At 70.9% G+C, this 18,029-nt stretch carries 15 protein-coding genes; 10 read left to right on the top strand and 5 right to left on the bottom strand.

The window, feature by feature from the left end; all coding sequences use genetic code 11:
* Positions 1 to 21: 21 nt before the first annotated feature.
* The gene (locus AC2EWF_RS14060; RefSeq protein WP_483640007.1) at positions 22 to 3,216 is read left to right on the top strand and encodes an EAL domain-containing protein; all 3,195 of its coding nucleotides are present in this window, start codon (positions 22 to 24) and stop codon (positions 3,214 to 3,216) included.
* Between the two features lie 57 nt (positions 3,217 to 3,273).
* On the opposite strand, the gene AC2EWF_RS14065 is transcribed toward AC2EWF_RS14060, so the two are convergent.
* Positions 3,274 to 3,882 carry an OmpA family protein gene (locus AC2EWF_RS14065; RefSeq protein ID WP_483640008.1) on the bottom strand — a complete coding sequence of 203 codons (609 nt, stop codon included), beginning with the start codon at positions 3,880 to 3,882 and terminating at the stop codon, positions 3,274 to 3,276.
* Between the two features lie 296 nt (positions 3,883 to 4,178).
* A complete protein-coding gene (locus AC2EWF_RS14070) occupies positions 4,179 to 5,183 on the bottom strand; it encodes an Lnb N-terminal periplasmic domain-containing protein (protein WP_483640009.1) in 1,005 nt (334 codons plus the stop codon).
* A gap of 162 nt (positions 5,184 to 5,345) precedes the next feature.
* Between AC2EWF_RS14070 and AC2EWF_RS14075 the strand changes: the two genes are divergently transcribed.
* Positions 5,346 to 7,187: an esterase/lipase family protein gene (locus tag AC2EWF_RS14075; protein ID WP_483640010.1), complete on the top strand. Its 1,842-nt coding sequence runs from the start codon at positions 5,346 to 5,348 to the stop codon at positions 7,185 to 7,187.
* A gap of 24 nt (positions 7,188 to 7,211) precedes the next feature.
* On the opposite strand, the gene AC2EWF_RS14080 is transcribed toward AC2EWF_RS14075, so the two are convergent.
* The 3 genes from AC2EWF_RS14080 to AC2EWF_RS14090 all read right to left on the bottom strand — a co-directional run bounded on the left by AC2EWF_RS14080 (position 7,212) and on the right by AC2EWF_RS14090 (position 9,972).
* Positions 7,212 to 7,544, bottom strand: a complete 333-nt coding sequence (locus AC2EWF_RS14080) for a DHCW motif cupin fold protein (protein ID WP_483640011.1) — start codon at positions 7,542 to 7,544, stop codon at positions 7,212 to 7,214.
* A gap of 133 nt (positions 7,545 to 7,677) precedes the next feature.
* Positions 7,678 to 9,453, bottom strand: coding sequence for an acyl-CoA dehydrogenase C-terminal domain-containing protein (locus tag AC2EWF_RS14085; protein WP_483640012.1), 1,776 nt, complete (start codon positions 9,451 to 9,453; stop codon positions 7,678 to 7,680).
* A gap of 24 nt (positions 9,454 to 9,477) precedes the next feature.
* Positions 9,478 to 9,972: a hypothetical protein gene (locus tag AC2EWF_RS14090; protein WP_483640013.1), complete on the bottom strand. Its 495-nt coding sequence runs from the start codon at positions 9,970 to 9,972 to the stop codon at positions 9,478 to 9,480.
* Positions 9,973 to 10,096: 124 nt separating this feature from the next.
* Here AC2EWF_RS14090 and AC2EWF_RS14095 point away from each other — a divergent pair, with 124 nt between their 5' ends.
* The 8 genes from AC2EWF_RS14095 to AC2EWF_RS14130 all read left to right on the top strand — a co-directional run bounded on the left by AC2EWF_RS14095 (position 10,097) and on the right by AC2EWF_RS14130 (position 17,806).
* Positions 10,097 to 10,564: an SET domain-containing protein gene (locus AC2EWF_RS14095; RefSeq protein WP_483640014.1), complete on the top strand. Its 468-nt coding sequence runs from the start codon at positions 10,097 to 10,099 to the stop codon at positions 10,562 to 10,564.
* 160 nt (positions 10,565 to 10,724) lie between these two features.
* Positions 10,725 to 11,246, top strand: a complete 522-nt coding sequence (locus AC2EWF_RS14100) for an RDD family protein (RefSeq protein ID WP_483640015.1) — start codon at positions 10,725 to 10,727, stop codon at positions 11,244 to 11,246.
* A complete protein-coding gene (locus AC2EWF_RS14105) occupies positions 11,246 to 11,926 on the top strand; it encodes an RDD family protein (RefSeq protein ID WP_483640016.1) in 681 nt (226 codons plus the stop codon). The genes AC2EWF_RS14100 and AC2EWF_RS14105 overlap by 1 nt, the downstream gene beginning before the upstream one ends.
* Positions 11,923 to 12,900 carry a stage II sporulation protein M gene (locus tag AC2EWF_RS14110; protein WP_483640017.1) on the top strand — a complete coding sequence of 326 codons (978 nt, stop codon included), beginning with the start codon at positions 11,923 to 11,925 and terminating at the stop codon, positions 12,898 to 12,900. Before AC2EWF_RS14105 ends, AC2EWF_RS14110 begins: the two co-directional genes overlap by 4 nt.
* Complete coding sequence (locus AC2EWF_RS14115; RefSeq protein WP_483640018.1) at positions 12,890 to 14,398, top strand: DUF4129 domain-containing protein; 1,509 nt, start codon at positions 12,890 to 12,892, stop codon at positions 14,396 to 14,398. The genes AC2EWF_RS14110 and AC2EWF_RS14115 overlap by 11 nt, the downstream gene beginning before the upstream one ends.
* Complete coding sequence (locus tag AC2EWF_RS14120) at positions 14,395 to 15,492, top strand: DUF4350 domain-containing protein (protein ID WP_483640019.1); 1,098 nt, start codon at positions 14,395 to 14,397, stop codon at positions 15,490 to 15,492. Before AC2EWF_RS14115 ends, AC2EWF_RS14120 begins: the two co-directional genes overlap by 4 nt.
* Entirely contained in the window at positions 15,489 to 16,502 is a 1,014-nt protein-coding gene (locus AC2EWF_RS14125) for an AAA family ATPase (protein ID WP_483640020.1), read from the top strand. The genes AC2EWF_RS14120 and AC2EWF_RS14125 overlap by 4 nt, the downstream gene beginning before the upstream one ends.
* Positions 16,499 to 17,806 (top strand): DUF58 domain-containing protein, encoded by a 1,308-nt coding sequence (locus AC2EWF_RS14130; protein WP_483640021.1) that lies wholly within the window; start codon positions 16,499 to 16,501, stop codon positions 17,804 to 17,806. Before AC2EWF_RS14125 ends, AC2EWF_RS14130 begins: the two co-directional genes overlap by 4 nt.
* Positions 17,807 to 18,029: the final 223 nt, after the last annotated feature.

Below are 18,029 nucleotides of genomic sequence, written 5' to 3' on the forward strand. Positions count from 1 at the left end.
GCCCCGCCCGCGCAAATCCGCGTGGTCGCGCCCGACGACTACCCACCCTTCCTGTCGCTCGATGCGGACGGCAAGCCGCAGGGCTACGAGGTGGACCGGTGGAAGCTGTTCCAGGCGCACACCGGCATCCGCGTCGAGCTGGTGACCATGGACTGGGCCGCCGCCACGCAGGCACTGCTGTCGGGACAGGCCGACGTGATCGACATGATCTACCACACGTCGGCACGCGAGGCGCAATACGACTTCTCCCCGCCCTACGCCACGCTGCCCACGGGCGTCTACGTCGACAGGAGCGTCGAGGGCGTGCACGACCTGCCCTCCCTGCAGGGCCTGCAGGTGGGCGTGGGGCGCGGCGATGCCTGCGGGCCCAAGCTGCGCTCGCTGGGCTTCACCGCGCTGCGCGAGTTCCGCGATGCGCACCAGTTGGTCCGCGCGGCGATCCGCGGCAGCCCGCGGGCCTTCTGCATGGACGAGAACCGCACGTATCGCTACCTGTCCGAATATGCCGCACTGGGCCGCTTCGAGCGGGCGTTCGTGCTCAACACCAGCCAGTTCCACTGGGCCGTGCGCAAGGGCAACACGGCGATGCTGCAGACGGTGGAGCGCGGCATGGCGGCGATCGCCCCGGCCGAGCTTGCGGCGCTCGACAGGCGCTGGCTGGAACACCCGCTCATCCCGGCGCCTTACCAGCGCGCTACCGGCATCGTGCTGGCGGCGGTGCTGGCGCTGATCGTGCTGATGCTGCTGTGGGTGTGGACGCTGCGCCGCACGGTGGCGGTGCGCACGGCCGCGTTGCGGGCGGAAGAGGGCAAGCTGCGCGCGATCTTCGACGCCAGCCCGGACGCGATGTGGGTGAAGGATCTCCAGGGTATCTACCGCGACGGCAACGATCGCGCGGTGGCCTTGTTCCGCGCCCCTTGCGAGTCGCCGACCGGCCGGCGCTGCGACGAACTGTTCGATGCGGCATTCGCGGCCAGGATGCGCGACCTGGACGGCGAGGCGGCGCGGCTCGGGCGCAATGCCGGCGCCCTGCTGGCGCTGACCGTCGGCAACGGCCAGAACCGGCAGTTCGAGGTGATCAGCGCGCCGCTGTTCACGCCGCAGGGCGAGCTCTACAGCGTGGTGAGCGCGGCCCGCGACGTCACCGAGCGGCAGCTGGCCGAAACGCAGCTGCAGCTGTGGGGGCATGCCTTCGAGAATGCCGCGTTCGGCGTGTACATCTGCGATGCACGGAGCAAGATCCTGATCTCCGCCAACCCCACCTTCGCCCGCGAGCACGGCTACACGCCGGCGGAGATGGTGGGCATGCCGGTGGATGCGCTGTATCCGCCCGACCTGGTGGCCGAGCGCGTGGCCTTGCGGGCGGCCTCGGACCGGCTGGACCACTACGTGTGGGAAACCGAGCAGGTGGCGAAGGACGGTCGCCGCTTTCCCGTGCGGCTGGACTGCTCGGTGTTCCACGATGCCGACGGTCTGGCGCAATACGTGCTCATCCACGCGCAGGACATCTCCGAGCGCAAGCAGGCGGAGAATGAACTGCGCCTTGCGGCCGTCGCGTTCGAGACGCAGGAGGCCTCGATGGTGCTGGATGCCGGCCAGGTCATCCAGCGCGTCAACCACGCCTTCACCAAGTTCACCGGATTCCGGCCCGACGAAGCGGTCGGGCAGCCGTGGTCGATGCTGCGGTCGCCGCAGCACGCGCCCGATGCGCACGACAGCCTGTGGGACGCGACGCGCCGGGTGGGCCGCTGGCAGGGCGAGCTCTGGATCCACGTCAAGCGGGGCCAGCCCAAGGTGGCGCGCGTCACGATTTCCGTGGTCCCGGGCAGCGGCGGCCAGCAGGACCACTTCATCTGCTCGATGATCGACCTGACCGGCGAACGCGAAGCGCATGCGAGCGTCGATCGCATGACCTACTTCGATCCGCTGACCGAGCTGCCGAACCGGCATTTCCTGCACGGCCGCCTGCAGCACCTGCTGGGCGAGGCCGCCACGCGCGGCTTCGCCCTGCTGCTGATCGACCTCGACCACTTCAAGCGGGTCAACGACCTGCGCGGCCACGCCGCCGGCGACCGCCTGCTGGCGCTGATCGCGCAGCGTCTGCGCAAGCTGCTAGACGAGGACTGCCTGCTGAGCCGTTTCAGCGGTGGCACGTTCGCGTTGCTGCTGCCCTGCCGCGCGGAGGATCCGCGGGCGCGCTCGCTGCGGGTGCACGATTCCGCCGAGCAGGTGCGGGAGGCGCTGCGGATGCCGTTCCAGCTGGACGATGGCATGCCGGTGGGGATGACGGTCAGCATCGGCTGGACCGAGCTGGTGCCGGGGCGCGATTCGCCGGAGTCGGTGCTCAAGCAGGCGGAGCTGGCGATGTACGCCGCCAAGGCGGGCGGACGCGACCAGCTCTGCCGCTACGAGCCGGCCATGCAGGACGAGCTGGTGCAGCGCGAGGCGCTGGTCGGCGACCTGCGCCGCGCGATCGACGACGAGGCGCTGGAGCTGCACCTGCAGGCGCAGGTCGACCGGCGCGGGCGCGTGGTGGGCGCCGAGATGCTGCTGCGCTGGACCCGTCCGGACGGCGAGTCGATGTCACCGGAGCGGTTCATCCCCGTCGCCGAGGAGAACGGCCTGATCCTGCCGCTGGGCGACTGGGTGCTGCGGCGGGCCTGCGCGCAGCTGGTGGCCTGGTCGGCGCGTCCGGCCAGGCGCGCACTCGCGCTGGCGATCAACGTGAGCGCGCGGCAGTTCGCCCAGCCGGGCTTCGTGGACGACGTGTGCCGGGTGCTCGCCGCGAGCGGGGCCGATCCCGCGCGGCTGACGCTGGAAATCACCGAGACCGCGATCCTGGGCGATCTCGCCGAGGCCGCCGCCAAGCTGGCGCGCCTGCGTGCGCAGGGTATCCGCATCTCGCTGGACGACTTCGGCACCGGCTATTCCTCGCTGGCCTACCTCTCGCGCCTGCCGCTGGACCAGCTGAAGATCGACCATGCCTTCGTGGCCCGCCTGCCGGAGGACGCCAACGACGCGATGGTCGTGCAGACCATCATCGGCATGGGGCGCGGGCTGGGCCTGGAGGTCGTGGCCGAGGGCGTGGAGACGCTGGCGCAGCACGACTTCCTGATGCGCGAGGGCTGCAACGGCTTCCAGGGCTACCTGCTCTCCCGGCCGATCCCGCCCGCGCTGTTCGAGCGGATGCTGGAGAAGCCCCTGGCCCCGGTGTGAGACCGGTGAAAAACGCCCGGCAGGCCGGGCGTTTTTCGTGGGCCGCGGAGGCCGGCGTCAGGACGTCGCCGGCGGCGCCGAGGCGACCGCGCCGGCGCCGGTGGAATCCACCGTCAGCGAGACGCGGCGATTGTCGGCACCGCGATCACGGCTGGCGCCCTTGACGACCTGGCGGTTCGCATCCTTGCCGTAGCTCACCGCACGCACCTGGTCGGCGCTGATGCCGTTCTGCACCAGGAAATCGCGCACCGCGTCGGCGCGCCGCATGCCGAGGCGATGGTTGTAGGCGCGCGAGCCGGCCGGGTCGGCGAAGCCTTCCACCGTGATCAGCACGTTCGGGTGGTACTTGCTGATCGTCTGGGCGAAGTTCTGCAGCGCCGGCTTGTCCTGGTCGTTCAGCGTGGCGCTGTTGAAGGCGAAGTGCGCCACGGTGTCCACGCTGACGCGGCCCTGCATCGCGGTGATCTGGGTGTCGTACTTGGAGAATTGCTGCTGCATCTGCTGCTTGATCGAGTCGATCTGCTGCTGCTGGTCCTGCTGTTTCTGTTGCAGCTGCTGGATGGCGGCGCTGAAGTCGTCCTTCTTCACGTACTGCGAACAGCCGGCCAGGCCGACCGCCAGCATGCTCGCCGCCAGCACGGCGATTCGGGGGGAGGGGAGGTTCATCGCGTGTCTCCTGGGTGCGTGCCTGCGACGTGGTTGACAGCGGTGTGCAGGTCGTTCGAGGAAGCGTGTGGGTGCTGCCGCTCCGACCCTACCCCATGTCGCGCGCAGCGGAGCATTTCGCGGCGCCGCTGCTGCGCTGGGGTTCAGGTACCTGTGCGGACGGTGAAGATGCGGCATCGTGCGCACGATGCGCCGTGCGGCGCCGGCACGGATTGCGCGATCCCGCGAAGCGGCATTCGGGCGGCTGGCTGATCCGCGACCGACCGCCTGCGGCCACGGCGGGAGGCCGCGGGTTCTCAGTGCCGCGGCGCGCGGATCGCCGCGGAGAAATCCTCGCCCGGCACGCTGGCGCGCGCACGCCCGGTGATGCGCGCGCGCGCGTTCCATTGCTGCAGCGTGAGGCGATGGTCCAGTACGCCGATCTGGTACAGGTAACCGGGCAGGTAGCCGGTGAGCAGCAGGCGCGGATCCAGCGGCAGGCCGGGATCGAGCTGGCGCGCCATGCGGAACACCATCGAGGCGCAGTTCGAGGTGACGGTGTTGTAGAACGCCGGCGTGGTCGCCAGCCGGTTCGCCTTGTCCAGGTAGGACAGGAACAGCGCGCGCATCGTCGTCCGCTTGATCGCCAGCGGGTAGAGGTAGTCGTTTTCGCCGCGCACGTTGGTGCGCACGCGGATAAGGTCGCTTTCCGGCGCGGCGATCAGGACCGCCTCGAAGTCCTTGAAGAAGCCGCCGATCGAGGAGAACTGCTGGCCGCGCCGCTTGCGGATCTCCACCGAGAACACCAGGTGGCGACCGTCGTCGAAGCCGAACGAGATCATCGCGTGGGCGATCGCCTTGCTGCCCCAGTGCGAGAGCACGGCATCGGCGGAAACCAGGTGGTCGAGGTCGTAGCGCTGCGTTTCCCAGCGCGCGTCGTAGTCGCTGTCGCTACGCCAGCGGAAGTCGCGCACGTTGTGCAGGACGACCACGTTGCCGTGCACCTCGCCAGTCAGCAGGCGCGCCACGTCGTCGGCCCAGGCCTGGTCGTTGCTGGGTGCGATGCCCGACCACCATGCGAGCAGCAGCGCGTACAGCAGCACGTAGCCGCCCAGCGGCCGCCAGGCGTGGCGCCGGATCGCCAGCGCGAACAGCGCCAGCGACAGCACCGTCCACAGCACGGCGCCCAGCGTTCGCAGCGCGATGCCGCCGGGCAACTGGTACCACAGCGCCAGCGCGCCCCAGGCGACGGAGACGAACGCGACCAGCGCGCCCAGCAGCAGTGCCAGGACGCGTCCTGTCGCGCGCAGGAGGTTCGTCATGCCTGTCCATGCCTTGCGGGATGCCGCCAGCCTGCCGCGGTGCGCGGGCGAAGGCAACGGGGCGTCGCCGGCTGTGACTACAATCGCCCCGTTGCCAGGGCGGAAGCGGGGCAGGGAATGCAAGGCGATTCGATCCGGTGGGTTTGCTTGCCGCGGCTTGCCATGACGGCCTTGCTGCTTTGCCTCAACGCCTGCGCCATGGTGGGCGTGAGCCGGATCAAGCCCAGCGACGTGGTGAGCGAGCGGCGCGCGGACGTGATCGGCAGCCGGCAGTTCAGCGACGGCACCGTGCAGACGCTAAACGTGCTGGCGCTGAATGCGAAGCAGTGCGTGCAGTCCTTCGGCAGCTGCACCGAAATCGTCGAGCACGCCAGCGGGCTGGACGAGGAGCGGCGCCTGTCCGCGTTGTCCGAACTGTGGCTGGACCGCGCATTGCGCGGCGACCGCCGGCCCGCGATCGACGACGCCACGCTGGACGCCTACCTGCAGAGCGCGCGCTACGCCTACGCCTATCTGTTCTACACCCGGCGCACGCCCGCCGAGCGCGTGTTCGACCAGCGCCAGGCCAAGGTGATCGCGTTCTACGACTACGCGGTGGAGCGCGTGGTGGGGCGCTGGTTCGAGGAACTGCCCCGGCTGAGCGCCGGCTGGACCCAGACCGAGCTGGCGGGCTGGACCGTGCTGCGGCCGGATTCCGACCTGCAGTTGAGCGCCGCGCCGACCGAGCTGATCCCCGCCGCGGCGCTGCGCTTCAAGGGGTTGCGCAACGTCTACCGGCGCGACGGTTTCGGCTCGGACTTCGTGGCGGTGGCGCCCCCGCTTGCGCCGGATGCGCCCGCCGAACCGTGGCGCGAACCGCGTTACGCGGCGATGACCGGCGTGCTGGTGTTCGGTGGCCACACGCTGGACGAGGTGCTGGGCACGCGGCAGGCACAGTTGCTGGTGCGCGATCCCTACCGCGATGCGGATGTCGCCATCGCCGGTCGCCGCGTGCCGCTGGGCGCGAACTTCACCGCGCCCTACGGCCTGTGGCTGGCCCGTTCCGGCTTCGCGAAGCAGTCGATCCGCTCGCTGCTGGGGCGCGAGGGCGGCATCAAGCAGCCGCGCGTGATCTTGATGCAGCCGTGGGATCCGGACCGCCTGACGGTGGTGATGCTGCACGGCTTGGCGAGCAGTCCCGAGGCCTGGGTCAACGTGGCGAACGAGGTGCTGGGCGACGAGCAACTGCGTCGCCATTACCAGGTGTGGCAGGTGTACTACCCCACCAACGCGCCGATCGCGGTGAACCTGCTGCAGATCCGCCGTGCGCTGGACGCTACCATCCGCCATTTCGACCCCGCCGGGACCACGCGCGCCACACACCACATGATGCTGGTGGGGCACAGCATGGGCGGCGTGATCGCGCGCCTGCTGGTGTCGTCCAGCGGCGACCAGCTGTGGAGCCTGGTGCCGGAGGGCGGGCGGCTCTCCGCCGCGAAGCGCGCGCGCCTGCACAAGGCGCTGGCGCCCTACCTGCAGTTCTCGCCGATGCCGCAGGTGGACGAGGCTGTGTTTCTCGCCGCCCCGCACCGCGGCACGCCGACGGCGCGGCATCGCCTTGCCCGCTGGGTAGCCGAGCTGATCCGCCTGCCGTTCAGCATGCTCAGGGAAATGGCCAGCATCTCCGACCTGCTCAAGGACGACAACGGCAAGGGTGCGCCGATGCACGTCTCCAACAGCGTGGGCAACCTCAGCGACGCCGATCCGTTCATCGTCGCCACCGCGAACCTGCCGATTGCGCCCGGGGTGCGCTACCACTCGATCATCGGCCTGTACAAGCCGCACGGCGACCTGGCGCAGAGCAGCGACGGCGTGGTGCCCTACGCCAGCGCGCATCTCGACGGCGCGGCGTCCGAGGTGGTGATCCCGTCCTGGCACAGCGTGCAGGAAACGCCGGCGGCGATCCTGGAGTTGCGGCGCATCCTGCGGCAGCACCTGGCGCAGGTGATGGGCCAATCGCGGTAGGCGATGCGCTGCTCCGCCGTCGACTCAATCGACCACGAAAAGCCGTGCGCCGGTGGGCGTGGACGAGCGATGCGCCGCGTCGCCGTGGTCGGAAACCTGGTAGCTCATGCCGGGCGTGAGAACAAACCGGCGGCCGTCGCGCAGCTCGCTGTGCAGTTCTCCCTCCAGCACGTACAGCACGTGGCCGCGGTCGCACCAGTGGTCGGCGAGGTAGCCGGGACTGTACTCGACCATCCGCACGCGCAGCTCGCCGACCTGCAACGTGCGCCACAGCGCCTCGCCGCGTTCGCCGGGATGGCGGGTTGCGGGCACGCTGTTCCAGTCCGTCACGGTGAAGGGCAGGGGCGGCAGTTTCATCGCGTGCTCCCGGGGAGGGTCTGGGGCAATCTGGCACGCCGGATGCGGGCGGGGATGTCCCGGAAGTCACCGCATGAAAACGAACGCCCGGAACCGGTCCGGGCGTTCGTTCGGCGCACATTTGCGGCGTGGATCAGGCGATGTCGGGCAGCGTCGCCACGCCGGCCTCGATCGCCGCCTTGTGCACCAGCGTGCGCGGCAGGATGCGGGCGAAGTAGAACGTGGCGGTGTCGCGCTTGGCCTGCGTGAACGCGTCGCCCTGCGCGCCGGCCTCGGCGGCGGCCACGCTGCGCGCCAGGAAGTAGGCCAGCGTGACGTAGCCCGAGTACCACAGGTAGTCCGTCGCGGCGGCGCCCAGTTCCTCCGGGCTGGCCTGCACGCGCTGCGCCAGCGCGAGCGTGAGTTCGCCCCACTGCTTCACCGCGGCGCCCAGCGGCGCGACGAAGGCGGCGAGCTTCGCGTCGCCCGCGTGCGCCTTGCAGAACGCGCCGATCTCGCCGGCGAAGTGCCTGAAGCCCACGCCCTGCAGCTGCAGGATTTTCCGGCCCAGCAGATCGGCGGCCTGGATGCCGGTGGTGCCTTCGTACAGCGTGATGATGCGGGCATCGCGCACGAACTGCTCCATGCCGTTCTCGCCGATGTAACCGTGGCCGCCGTAGATCTGCAGCGCTTCCTTGGTGCATTCCTGCGCGAGTTCCGTCACCACGCCCTTGGCGATCGGGATCAGGAAGGCGACCAGCTCGCCGGCCGCCTTGCGCGTGGCCTCGTCCGTGCCGCGCGCCTCGATGTCGGTCTGCAGCGCGGTGTAGTACAGCAGCGCGCGCGAGCCCTCCACGAAGGCGCGCTGGGTGAGCAGCATGCGGCGTACGTCCGGTTGCACCAGCAGGTTGTCGGCGGGCTTGTCGGGGAACTTCGCGCCGGACAGCGCGCGGCCCTGCAGACGCTCGCGCGCGTAGTTGAGGCTGTTCTGGTAAGCGCGCTCGGCCAGCGCCAGGCCTTGCACGCCCACCGACAGGCGGGCGGCATTCATCATGGTGAACATCGCCGCCAGGCCCTTGTGCGGCTGGCCGATCAGGAAACCTTCCGCGCCGTCGAAGTTCATCACACAGGTGGCCGAGCCCTTGATGCCCATCTTGTGCTCGATGGCGCCGGCATAGGCGCTGTTCCGCCCGCCCAGCGAGCCGTCCGCGTTCACCTTGAACTTCGGCACGATGAACATCGAGATGCCGCGGCTGCCGGCCGGCGCGTCAGGCAGGCGCGCCAGCACCAGGTGCACGATGTTCTCGGCGAGGTCGTGCTCGCCCGCGCTGATGAAGATCTTGGTGCCGCTGATCGCGTAGCTGCCGTCGGCGTTCGGCTCGGCGCGGGTCTTCAGCAGGCCGAGGTCGGAGCCGGCCTGCGGCTCGGTCAGGCACATCGTGCCGGTCCAGCGGCCTTCCACGATGGGCCTCAGGTAAGTGTGCTGCTGCGCTTCAGTGCCGTGCAGCTCCATCGCATGGCAGGCGCCTTCGCTGAGCAGCGGATACAGGCTCCACGACAGGTTGCCCGACTGGAACAGCTCGGTGGTGGCGATGCCCAGCACGCCCGGCAGCGCCTGGCCGCCGAATGCCTCCCTGGCGGTGAGGCCGGCCCAGCCGCCGTCGGCGAAGGCCTTGAAGGCCTCCTTGAAGCCCTTCGGCGTGGTCACCGTGTGCGTGGCCTTGTCGTAGTGGCAGCCTTCCTGGTCGCCCGGCCAGTTGGTCGGCGCCAGCACTTGCTCGGCGAGCTTGGCGGCTTCCTCCAGCACCGCGTCCAGCAGGTCGCGGCCGTGCTCGGCGCCGCCCTGCAGCTGCGTGAGAATGGCCTCGGCGCCCAGCAGGTCGAACAGGGCGAAGCGTTGGTCGGCCAGCGGGGCCTTGTAGATGGTCATGGTCGTTCTCTCGGCAAGAAGGGGTCAGCGGAAGGTGTTGGCGATGCCCGGCACCGGCGACAGGAAATCGTTGTGCTGGAACGGGAAGTCCTGCGCGTTCTTGTTGTCCGGGTGGTCGGCCAGGTCCGGCTGGGCGTGGACCGTGCCGCGGATGGCATAGGCCAGCGAACCCGCGCTGCCCTTGGCGGCCGCGGCGGCGAGCGCGGTGCCCATGGCCGGCGTCGGCAGCACGTCCACCGTGACCACGTCGCCGGCGAAGGAGGGGATGTCGAGGTCGAACGCGCTGTGCAGTCGTACCGGCACGCCGCCGGCGACCTGCAGCGTGCCGTCGATGGACTTGAAATCCATGCCGCCGTAGCTGTTGTTCTGGATGCGCACGGTGAGGCGCCAGGCACCGTCCGGCAGCACCTGCACCTGCTGCATGGTGAGCGAGGGCGGGAACACGCTCTTGCGCTGCGGGCCGCAGGCTGCAAGGCCGGCGGCGAGGGCAAGGAGCACGAGACAGCGGAGTAATCGCATGGTGCCACTCCTCAAACGATTGTTTGAATCTTGACCCGGGGCCGGCGCGCGCGTCAATGCCGGGAGGTTTCCAGCGCAATGGACTGCAGGCATCATGGCGCGTTCCCCACCGATACCGATTGCCATGACCCGTCGCATCGTCGCCCGCCGTTCCCCCATCCACGGCAATGGCGTGTTCGCCGTCGCGCCCATCAGGAAGGGCGAGGAAGTCATCCAGTACAAGGGCACGCTGATGACCCACGCCGAGGCCGACGACATGTACGGCGACGGCGGCGAGACCGGCCACACCTTCCTGTTCACGCTCAACGACGAGTACATCGTCGACGCGAACCGCCACGGCAACAGCGCGCGCTGGATCAACCACAGCTGCGCACCGAACTGCCGCGCGGTGGTGGAGGAAGCCGCCGACGGCGACCCGCGCCACGACAAGGTGCTGATCGAGGCGATCCGTGCCATCAAGCCCGGCGAGGAGCTCACCTACGACTACGGCATCATCCTCGACGTGCCGCACACCGCGCGCCTGAAGAAGCTGTGGAAGTGCCTTTGCGGTGCGCCCAACTGCACCGGCACGCTGCTCAAGCCCAAGCGCTGAGCCACCCGGCGGGCCGCGGTTTCCGGCCCCCGGCCGTCGCGTCCCGCGTCGAAAATTCCTGCTGTTGCGGCACCTAGCCAGCCGGCAAAAAGCGCCCCTATACTCCGCGGACACGCGCGTCGGGGGGACGGGCGGCCATGGACAGCAATCGGGGAAATGTATGGAAAGCAATCCGTACGCCGCGCCAGCCGCGGTGGTGGAGGACGTGGGCGGCCCGTACGTCGATGACCTGGAAGGCCGCAAGGCCGGGCGCGGCAAGCGCCTCGGCGCGGCGGTCATCGATGGACTGACCAATCTGCCCTGGTTCGGCCTGTTCGTCTGGGCGGGCGTGATGTACTACGGTGCGATCCGGCAGGGGTTTCCGACGCCGCACACCGCGGGCATGCTGATCTTCGTCGGTTTCCTGCTGATGCTCGGCCTGTTCGTGGTCAACTGCATGATGATCCACCGCAGCGGCCAGACCATCGGCAAGCGCGCGCTGGACATGGCCGTGGTGCGCAGCGACGGCAGCCCGGTCACCTTGCTACGGTACATCTTCCTGCGCGTGGTGCCGGTCGCGCTGCTCAGCCTGATCCCGCTGGTGGGGCGCTTCGTCGGCCTGATCGATCCGCTGCTGATCTTCGGCAAGGAGCGGCGCTGCCTGCATGACCTGATCGCCGACACCATCGTCGTCGACGTTTGATGCTGGACTCCGTCCGCGAGATCGAGACGCCCGAGGGCATCTCGCTGCGGTTGCGCGCGGCCGGCCCGCTGCCGCGCGCGCAGGCGTGGATGATCGACACCATCATCCGCCTCGTGCTGCTGATGCTGGCGATGATCCCGCTGACGCTGCTGGGCACCGGCGGCCGCGGGCTGGCGATGCTGGCGATGTTCGTCCTGCTGTGGGCGTACTGGGCGGTCTGCGAGCTGTGGCTGGACGGCCAGAGCCTGGGCAAGCGCGCGCTGGGGCTGCGCGTGGTCAACATGGACGGCACGCCGGTGACCTGGCTGCCGTCGGTGACGCGCAACCTGCTGCGCGTGGTGGATGCGCTGCCGGGCGTGTACGGCGTGGGCCTGGCCAGCACCCTGGTCGATCCCTGCGCGCGCCGGCTCGGCGACGTGGTGGCCGGCACCATGGTGGTGCACGTGAAAGAGGCGGCCTTCGGCCACCAGGTGCCGGCGGCCCCGGCGCAGCGGCTGCCCGTGCCGCTGGCGCCCGAGGAGCAGGCGGCGCTGGTGGATTTCGCCGAGCGCGCGGGCCAGCTCACCGTGCAGCGCCAGGAAGAACTGGCGAACCTGCTGGAGCCGTTGACCGGCCGTCGCGACACCGCCGCGGTGGAGCGCCTGCTCGGCTACGCCAACGGCTTGCTGGGGCGCCCATGAAGCAGGAGCGCTTCGTGGCCTTGCACGCCCAGGAGTGGGATCACCTGCAGGCCTGGCTGAGCGAGCTCGACCGCCAGCCGAAGCGCGGCATGCGCCGCGAGCAGGCGCTGGATTTCCCCGCCGCCTACCGCCGCGTCTGCCACCACCTCGCGCTGGCGCGCGGACGCGGCTACAGCCACGAGGTCACCGAGCGGCTGCAGTGGCTGGTGCAGCGCGGGCATCGCGTGCTGTACCGGCCGCCGCCGCCGCGCTGGCACCAGGCGGCGGCCTTCCTGGTCGGCGGGTTCCCGCGCCTGGTGCGCGCGCAGTGGCGCTGCATGGCGCTGGCGGCGGCGCTGTTCTACCTGCCGGCGCTGGCGTTGCTGGGCTGGCTGCAAGTGCATCCGGAGTTCGCGCACACGCTGTTCAGCAGCGCGCGGCTGGCCCAGTTCGAGCGCATGTACGACCCGGCCAACCCGCACCTAGGACGCAGCAGCGGCACCAACCTGCAGATGTTCGGCTTCTACGTGTTCAACAACGTCGGCATCGCCTTCCGCACCTTCGCCTCGGGCCTGCTGTTCGGCGTCGGCGCGATCTACGTGCTGGGCGCCAACGGCATCATCGTCGGCGGCGTGGCCGGCCATCTCGTCGCGATCGGCTACGGCGGCCCGTTCTGGCGCTTCGTGGTGACGCATTCGGCGTTCGAGCTGAGCGCGCTGGTGATTTCCGGCGGCGCCGGCCTGCAACTGGGGCTGACCCTGCTCGCGCCCGGCCGCCGGCGGCGCGGGCCGGCGCTGGTGGAAGCCGGCTGGATCGGCGCGAAGCTGGCACTGGGCGCGTTTGCCATGCTGGTGGTGGCGGCGTGCATCGAGGCGTACTGGTCGTCGCAGGCGTGGCTGCCCGATCCGCTGCGCTTCGGCGTGGCCGCGCTGGCGTGGCTGCTGGTGCTGGGCTGGCTGGGTTTCGGCGGCAGGACGGGCCGGCATGGAGCTTGAGCGGATCGGCGTGGCGCTGCGTCCGCGCGAGTCGCGCGAAGCCCTGGACCTGGGCGCCGCGATCCTGCGCGCGAACGCCGGCGCGGTATGGCCGGCATGGTTCGCCGTCACCCTGCCGCTGTTCGTGCTGTGCAATGCGCTGGGCCTGCTGCTCGGCCTGCCGTGGCTGGGCCTGTTGCTGATGTGGTGGCTGAAGCCGCTGTTCGACCGCGTGCCGCTGTACGTGCTGTCGCGCGCCGTATTCGACCACGCGCCGCGCTGGCGCGAGGCCGTGCGCGGCCAGCGCGCCATGCCGTGGGGGCCCACCGTGGCCGCGCTGACCTGGCTGCGCGTGGACAGCCACCGCGCGCTGCGCCTGCCGCTGGAGCTGCTCGAAGGCGCCTCGCGCCGGCAGCGCGCCGCACGCTGGAAGGTGCTGCGCCGCAAGCTGGTGGGCGAGGCCAGCCTGCTCACCTGGGGCTGCCTGCAATTCGAGCTGGTGCTGTTCCTCAGCGTCTGGCTGCTGGCGCTGTGGCTGCTGCCGGAGGAATGGCGGCCAGTCTCGTTCGCCAGTTTTTTCCGCCACGACCTGCACGGCGCCGCCACCGCCTGGACGCTGGCGGCGTCCGCCGTGGCCTACTTCGCGATGAGCGCGATCGAGCCGCTGTACGTGGCCTGCGGCTTCGCGCTGTACCTCAACCGGCGCACCCAGCTGGAGGCCTGGGACATCGACCTCGCGTTCCGCCGCCTGCGCGCGCGCCTGCAGGACCTGGGCAAGGCGCTGGGCGTGCTGCTGCTGTTTGCTTGCTGGCCGCTGGCCGGCCACGCCGCGACGCCGGCCGCCGCGGCGCCGGCGCCCACGGTGAGCGCGCCGCAGCAGGTGTTCCGCCAGCCGCTGGACGACGACGACCGGCGCTTCGCCGCCGCCGCCGCGCAGGTCTACCGCGATCCGCGCTTCGGCGGCGAGCGCCGTGTGCGGCGCTGGGAGCTGAGGTACGCGCGGCCGCCCGCGCAACGGGTGAACATCGGCTTCGCACCGCTGCGGCTGCTCTCCGGCGTGTTCAACCTCCTGCTCTGGCTGCTGCTGGCGACGGCGCTGCTGGCGCTGGGCTGGTTTGCCTGGCGCTGGCGTGGCCGCTGGCGCGAGGACGGCGCGCTGCCGCCAGAGCCGGCCCTGCCGGCGACCGTGGAGGAAGCGCCGGAAACCCTACCGCAGGACGTGGCCGGCGCCGCGCGCGCGCTGTGGCAGGCGCGGCGCCCGCGCGAGGCGCTGGCACTGCTGTACCGCGGCTGCGCCGAACGCATCGCGCTGCAGTTGCAGCTGCCGTTCGCGGCCGACGCCACCGAGGCGGACTGGCTGCGCCACGCCGCCGTGCTGGACGATCCGGCGCGCACGCGGCGCGCCGCTGCGATCGTGCGCACCTGGCAGTACGCCGCCTACGCCGGACGCTACCCCGACCAGGCCGCGTTCGAGCGCCTGCTCGAAGGTTGGCCGTTGCAGCAAGGGGCAACGGCATGAAGCATCGCGGCCTGCTCGTCGTCGGGCTGGTGCTGCTGGGCGTGGGCCTGCTGGCGGGTGCGTTCCTCACCGCGTTCCAGCGGCGTGAGGTGGTGGAGCCGACCCCGCCCCGCGGCGCGGCGTTGACCAATCCGTTCTTCGCGCTCGAACAAGTGCTGCGGGACGTGGGCGAACCGGCGGCGTCGCTGACCACGCTGGACCCGGGCCAGGTGCCGCTGCGGCCGGGCGACACGCTGCTGGTCGGCGCCGACGCGGGGCGCATCGATACGGAAACCGCCGCGCGGCTGCTCGCCTGGGTACGGCAAGGCGGCCACCTGCTGCTGGCGCCCGACGCCGGCGCGCGCGCGCCGGTGTTCGCGGCGCTGGGCCTGCTCGATCCGCACCCGGACACCTTCGCCTGCAGCCGCCTCGGCGGCGGGAAAACGGCCGCCAGCCTGTGTGGCCTGCGCTTCCGCCTGAAACCCGCGGCCGTGCAGGCGGTGGACGCGGCGATCGGCGACGCGGGCGAGGGCTACCTGTTCGCGCGCACCGCGGTCGGCCGCGGCCACGTCAGCCTGCTCGCCAGCTTCGCACCGCTGGAACGGCTGCAGCTGAAGCAGGTCGAGGCGCAGCGCTTCGCCTGGCGCCTGCTGGCGCCGAACCGCGGCCAGGGCCAGATCTACCTGGTCCATGCGCTGGACGGCCAGCCGTTCCTGCAGCTGCTGGCCACGCGGGGCTGGCCCGCCCTGCTGGCGCTGGCCGTGCTGCTGGCGGCGTGGATGGCCATGCGCAGCGCGCGTTTCGGCCCGCTGCTGCCCGCGCCCGCGCCGCATCGCCGCGCGCTGCTCGAACACGTGCAGGCCGCCGGTGAATTCCTCTACCGCCGCGATGGCGGCCGCAGCCTGCACCAGCTGGCCTGCCAGGCCGTGTTGGCGCGGCTGCGTCGGCGCGATCCTCGCGCCGCGCGCCTGCAAGGCGACGCCTTGTACCAGCGCCTGGCCGAACGCGGCGGCCTCGACGCCGCGCAGGTCGCGCAGGCCTTCCAGTCACCCGCGAACGCGCAGGCGTTCCGCGCCTCCCTCCTCACCCTGGCGCGACTCAGGAGCCGCCCATGACCACCGAAACCCTTGCCGCCCCGGCTGCCCCACCGGTCGCTTCGGCGCCGATGCCGATCGACCAGCTGGGCGAGCGCGCCCGCGCCCTGCGTGACCAGGTGGGGCGCGCCTTCATCGGCCAGCCCGAGGTGTTCGAGCAAGTGCTGCTGGCGCTGCTGGCCGCCGGCCACGTGCTGGTCGAGGGCGTGCCCGGGCTGGGCAAGACCTTGCTGGTGCGCGCGCTGGCGGCGGCGGTGGGCTGCAGCTTCGGGCGCATCCAGTTCACCCCCGACCTGATGCCGGCCGACGTCACCGGCCACGCGGTGTACGACCCCAAGGTCGAAAGCTTCCGCCTGCGGCGCGGCCCGGTGTTCGCCAACCTGCTGCTGGCCGACGAGATCAACCGCGCCCCGGCCAAGACCCAGGCCGCGCTGCTGGAAGCGATGCAGGAAGGGCAGGCCACCATCGAGGGCCGCCGCATGCCGCTGCCTGTGCCGTTCATGGTGGTGGCCACGCAGAACCCGATCGAGCAGGAGGGCACCTACGCGCTGCCCGAGGCGCAGCTCGACCGCTTCCTAGTCAAGGTGCTGATCGGCTACCCCGGCCTGGAGGACGAGCGCCGCATGGTCGCCGCGGTGGTCGACGGCAAGGTGGCCGCCGACCTCGACGTGTCCAACGTCAGCCAAGTGGTCGACCAGGCCGGCCTGCAGGCCATGCAGCGCGGCGTGGCCGCGATCCGCATGGACCCGGCGGTGACCGACTACGCCGTGCGCATCGTGCGCGCCACGCGCGAGTGGCCGGGCGTGATCGGCGGCGCCGGCCCGCGTGGCGGCCTGGCGCTGGCGCGGCTGGCCCGCGCGCGCGCCGCGCTGGACGGCCGCGACTTCGTGACGCCCGACGACGTGCGCTCGGTGGTGCTGCCGGCCTTGCGCCACCGCCTGCTGCTGGCGCCGGAGGCGCTGCTGGAACGCCAGCGCCCGGACGACGTGCTGGGCGCGCTCTTGCACAAGGTGGCCGCGCCGAAGCAATGAGGCCCGCACCGCTACTGCTGTGGCTGCTGCTGGCCTGGACCGTGCTCGGCGCGGCGGCCAGCCTCGGCCGGCTGCCGCTGTCGGCATGGCTGCTCGCCGGTGCCGCGCTGGCCATGCTGGGCATGCTCGACGCCTGGCGCCTGCGCCGCGCCGCCTCGCCCGAGCTGCGCCGCGAACTGGCACCGGTGCTGCCGCTGGGGCCGGAGGCGACGGTGGCGCTGCACCTGCGCAACCCCACCCGGCGCCGCCAGTCGCTGCGCGTGCACGACCTGCATCCCGGCGGCTGGGCGGTGCGCGGCCTGCCGCGCCGCGTGAGCCTGCCGCCCGGCGGCGCGCTGCGGCTGGACTACGCCGTCACACCGGATGCGCGCGGCCAGTTCCACTTCGGCGGCTGCCACGCGCTGCTGCCGTCGCCGTGGCGGCTGTGGCAGGCGCGGCGCGTGCTGGGCGAGCCGTCCTCCACGCGGGTGTACCCGAACTTCGCCGTGCTGGCCGAACTGGCCGGGCTCAGCGTGGAGCTCGCCTCGCGCAGCGTGGGCGCGCGCCTGCAACGCCGCCGCGGTGAAGGCACCGAGTTCCAGGAACTGCGCGACTACCGCGTCGGCGACAGCCTGCGCAAAATCGACTGGAAGGCCACCGCGCGCAGCCACCGGCTGATCTCGCGCGAGTACCGCGAGGAGCGCAACCAGCAGGTGGTCCTGCTACTCGACTGTGGCCGCCGCATGCTGGCGCAGGACGGCCCGCTGGCCCACTTCGACCACGTGCTCAACGCCTCGCTGGCACTGGCCGGCATCGCCCTGCGCGAAGGCGACGCCGTGGGCCTCATGGCCTGCCTCGGCCAACAGCAACGCTGGCTGCCGCCGCAGCAGGGCAGCGGCGGCATGGACCACCTGCTCGCCGCCGGCTACGACCTGCACGCCCAGCCGCTGGCCACCGACTACCTCGCCGCCGCCGGTGCGCTGCAGACCCACCAGCGCCGCCGCGCGCTGGTGATCGTGGTCACCAACGTGCGCGACGAGGACGACAAGGAACTGCGCATGGCCCTGGGCCTGCTCTCCCGCCAGCACCTGGTGGTACTGGCCAGCCTGCGCGAGCAGGCGCTGGACGATGCCGCCCATGAACCGGGTGCGACGCTGGAGACGGCGATCCGCAGTGCTTCGGCGATGCACTACCTCGACGAGCGCGAGCGGGTGCACGAGACGCTGCGGCGGGAGGGGGTGAATGTGCTGGATGTGCGGTGCAGCGAATTGTCGGGGGCGTTGATCGAGCGGTATCTGGCGATCAAGCGGGGGAATAGGTTGTGAGGAGCGCGATAAATGGCATGGATGCACGGCGAAATCTACGCTTGTCGCTACTTGTCTCCAGTGGCAGGATCGCCATGAGTCGAAATGATGAAGAAAAAAACGGCAGGACTGGGTAGGTGATCAAGGGGATTGATTTGCGCCGAGGCCTTCATTGATTGCGACACACTTTGCCAAATTTGGCTACTAAATTAGATCTCATTCAATAATCGAATTGGGTTATGGC

It is taken from the genome of Rhodanobacter sp. sgz306013 (genome assembly GCF_057031145.1).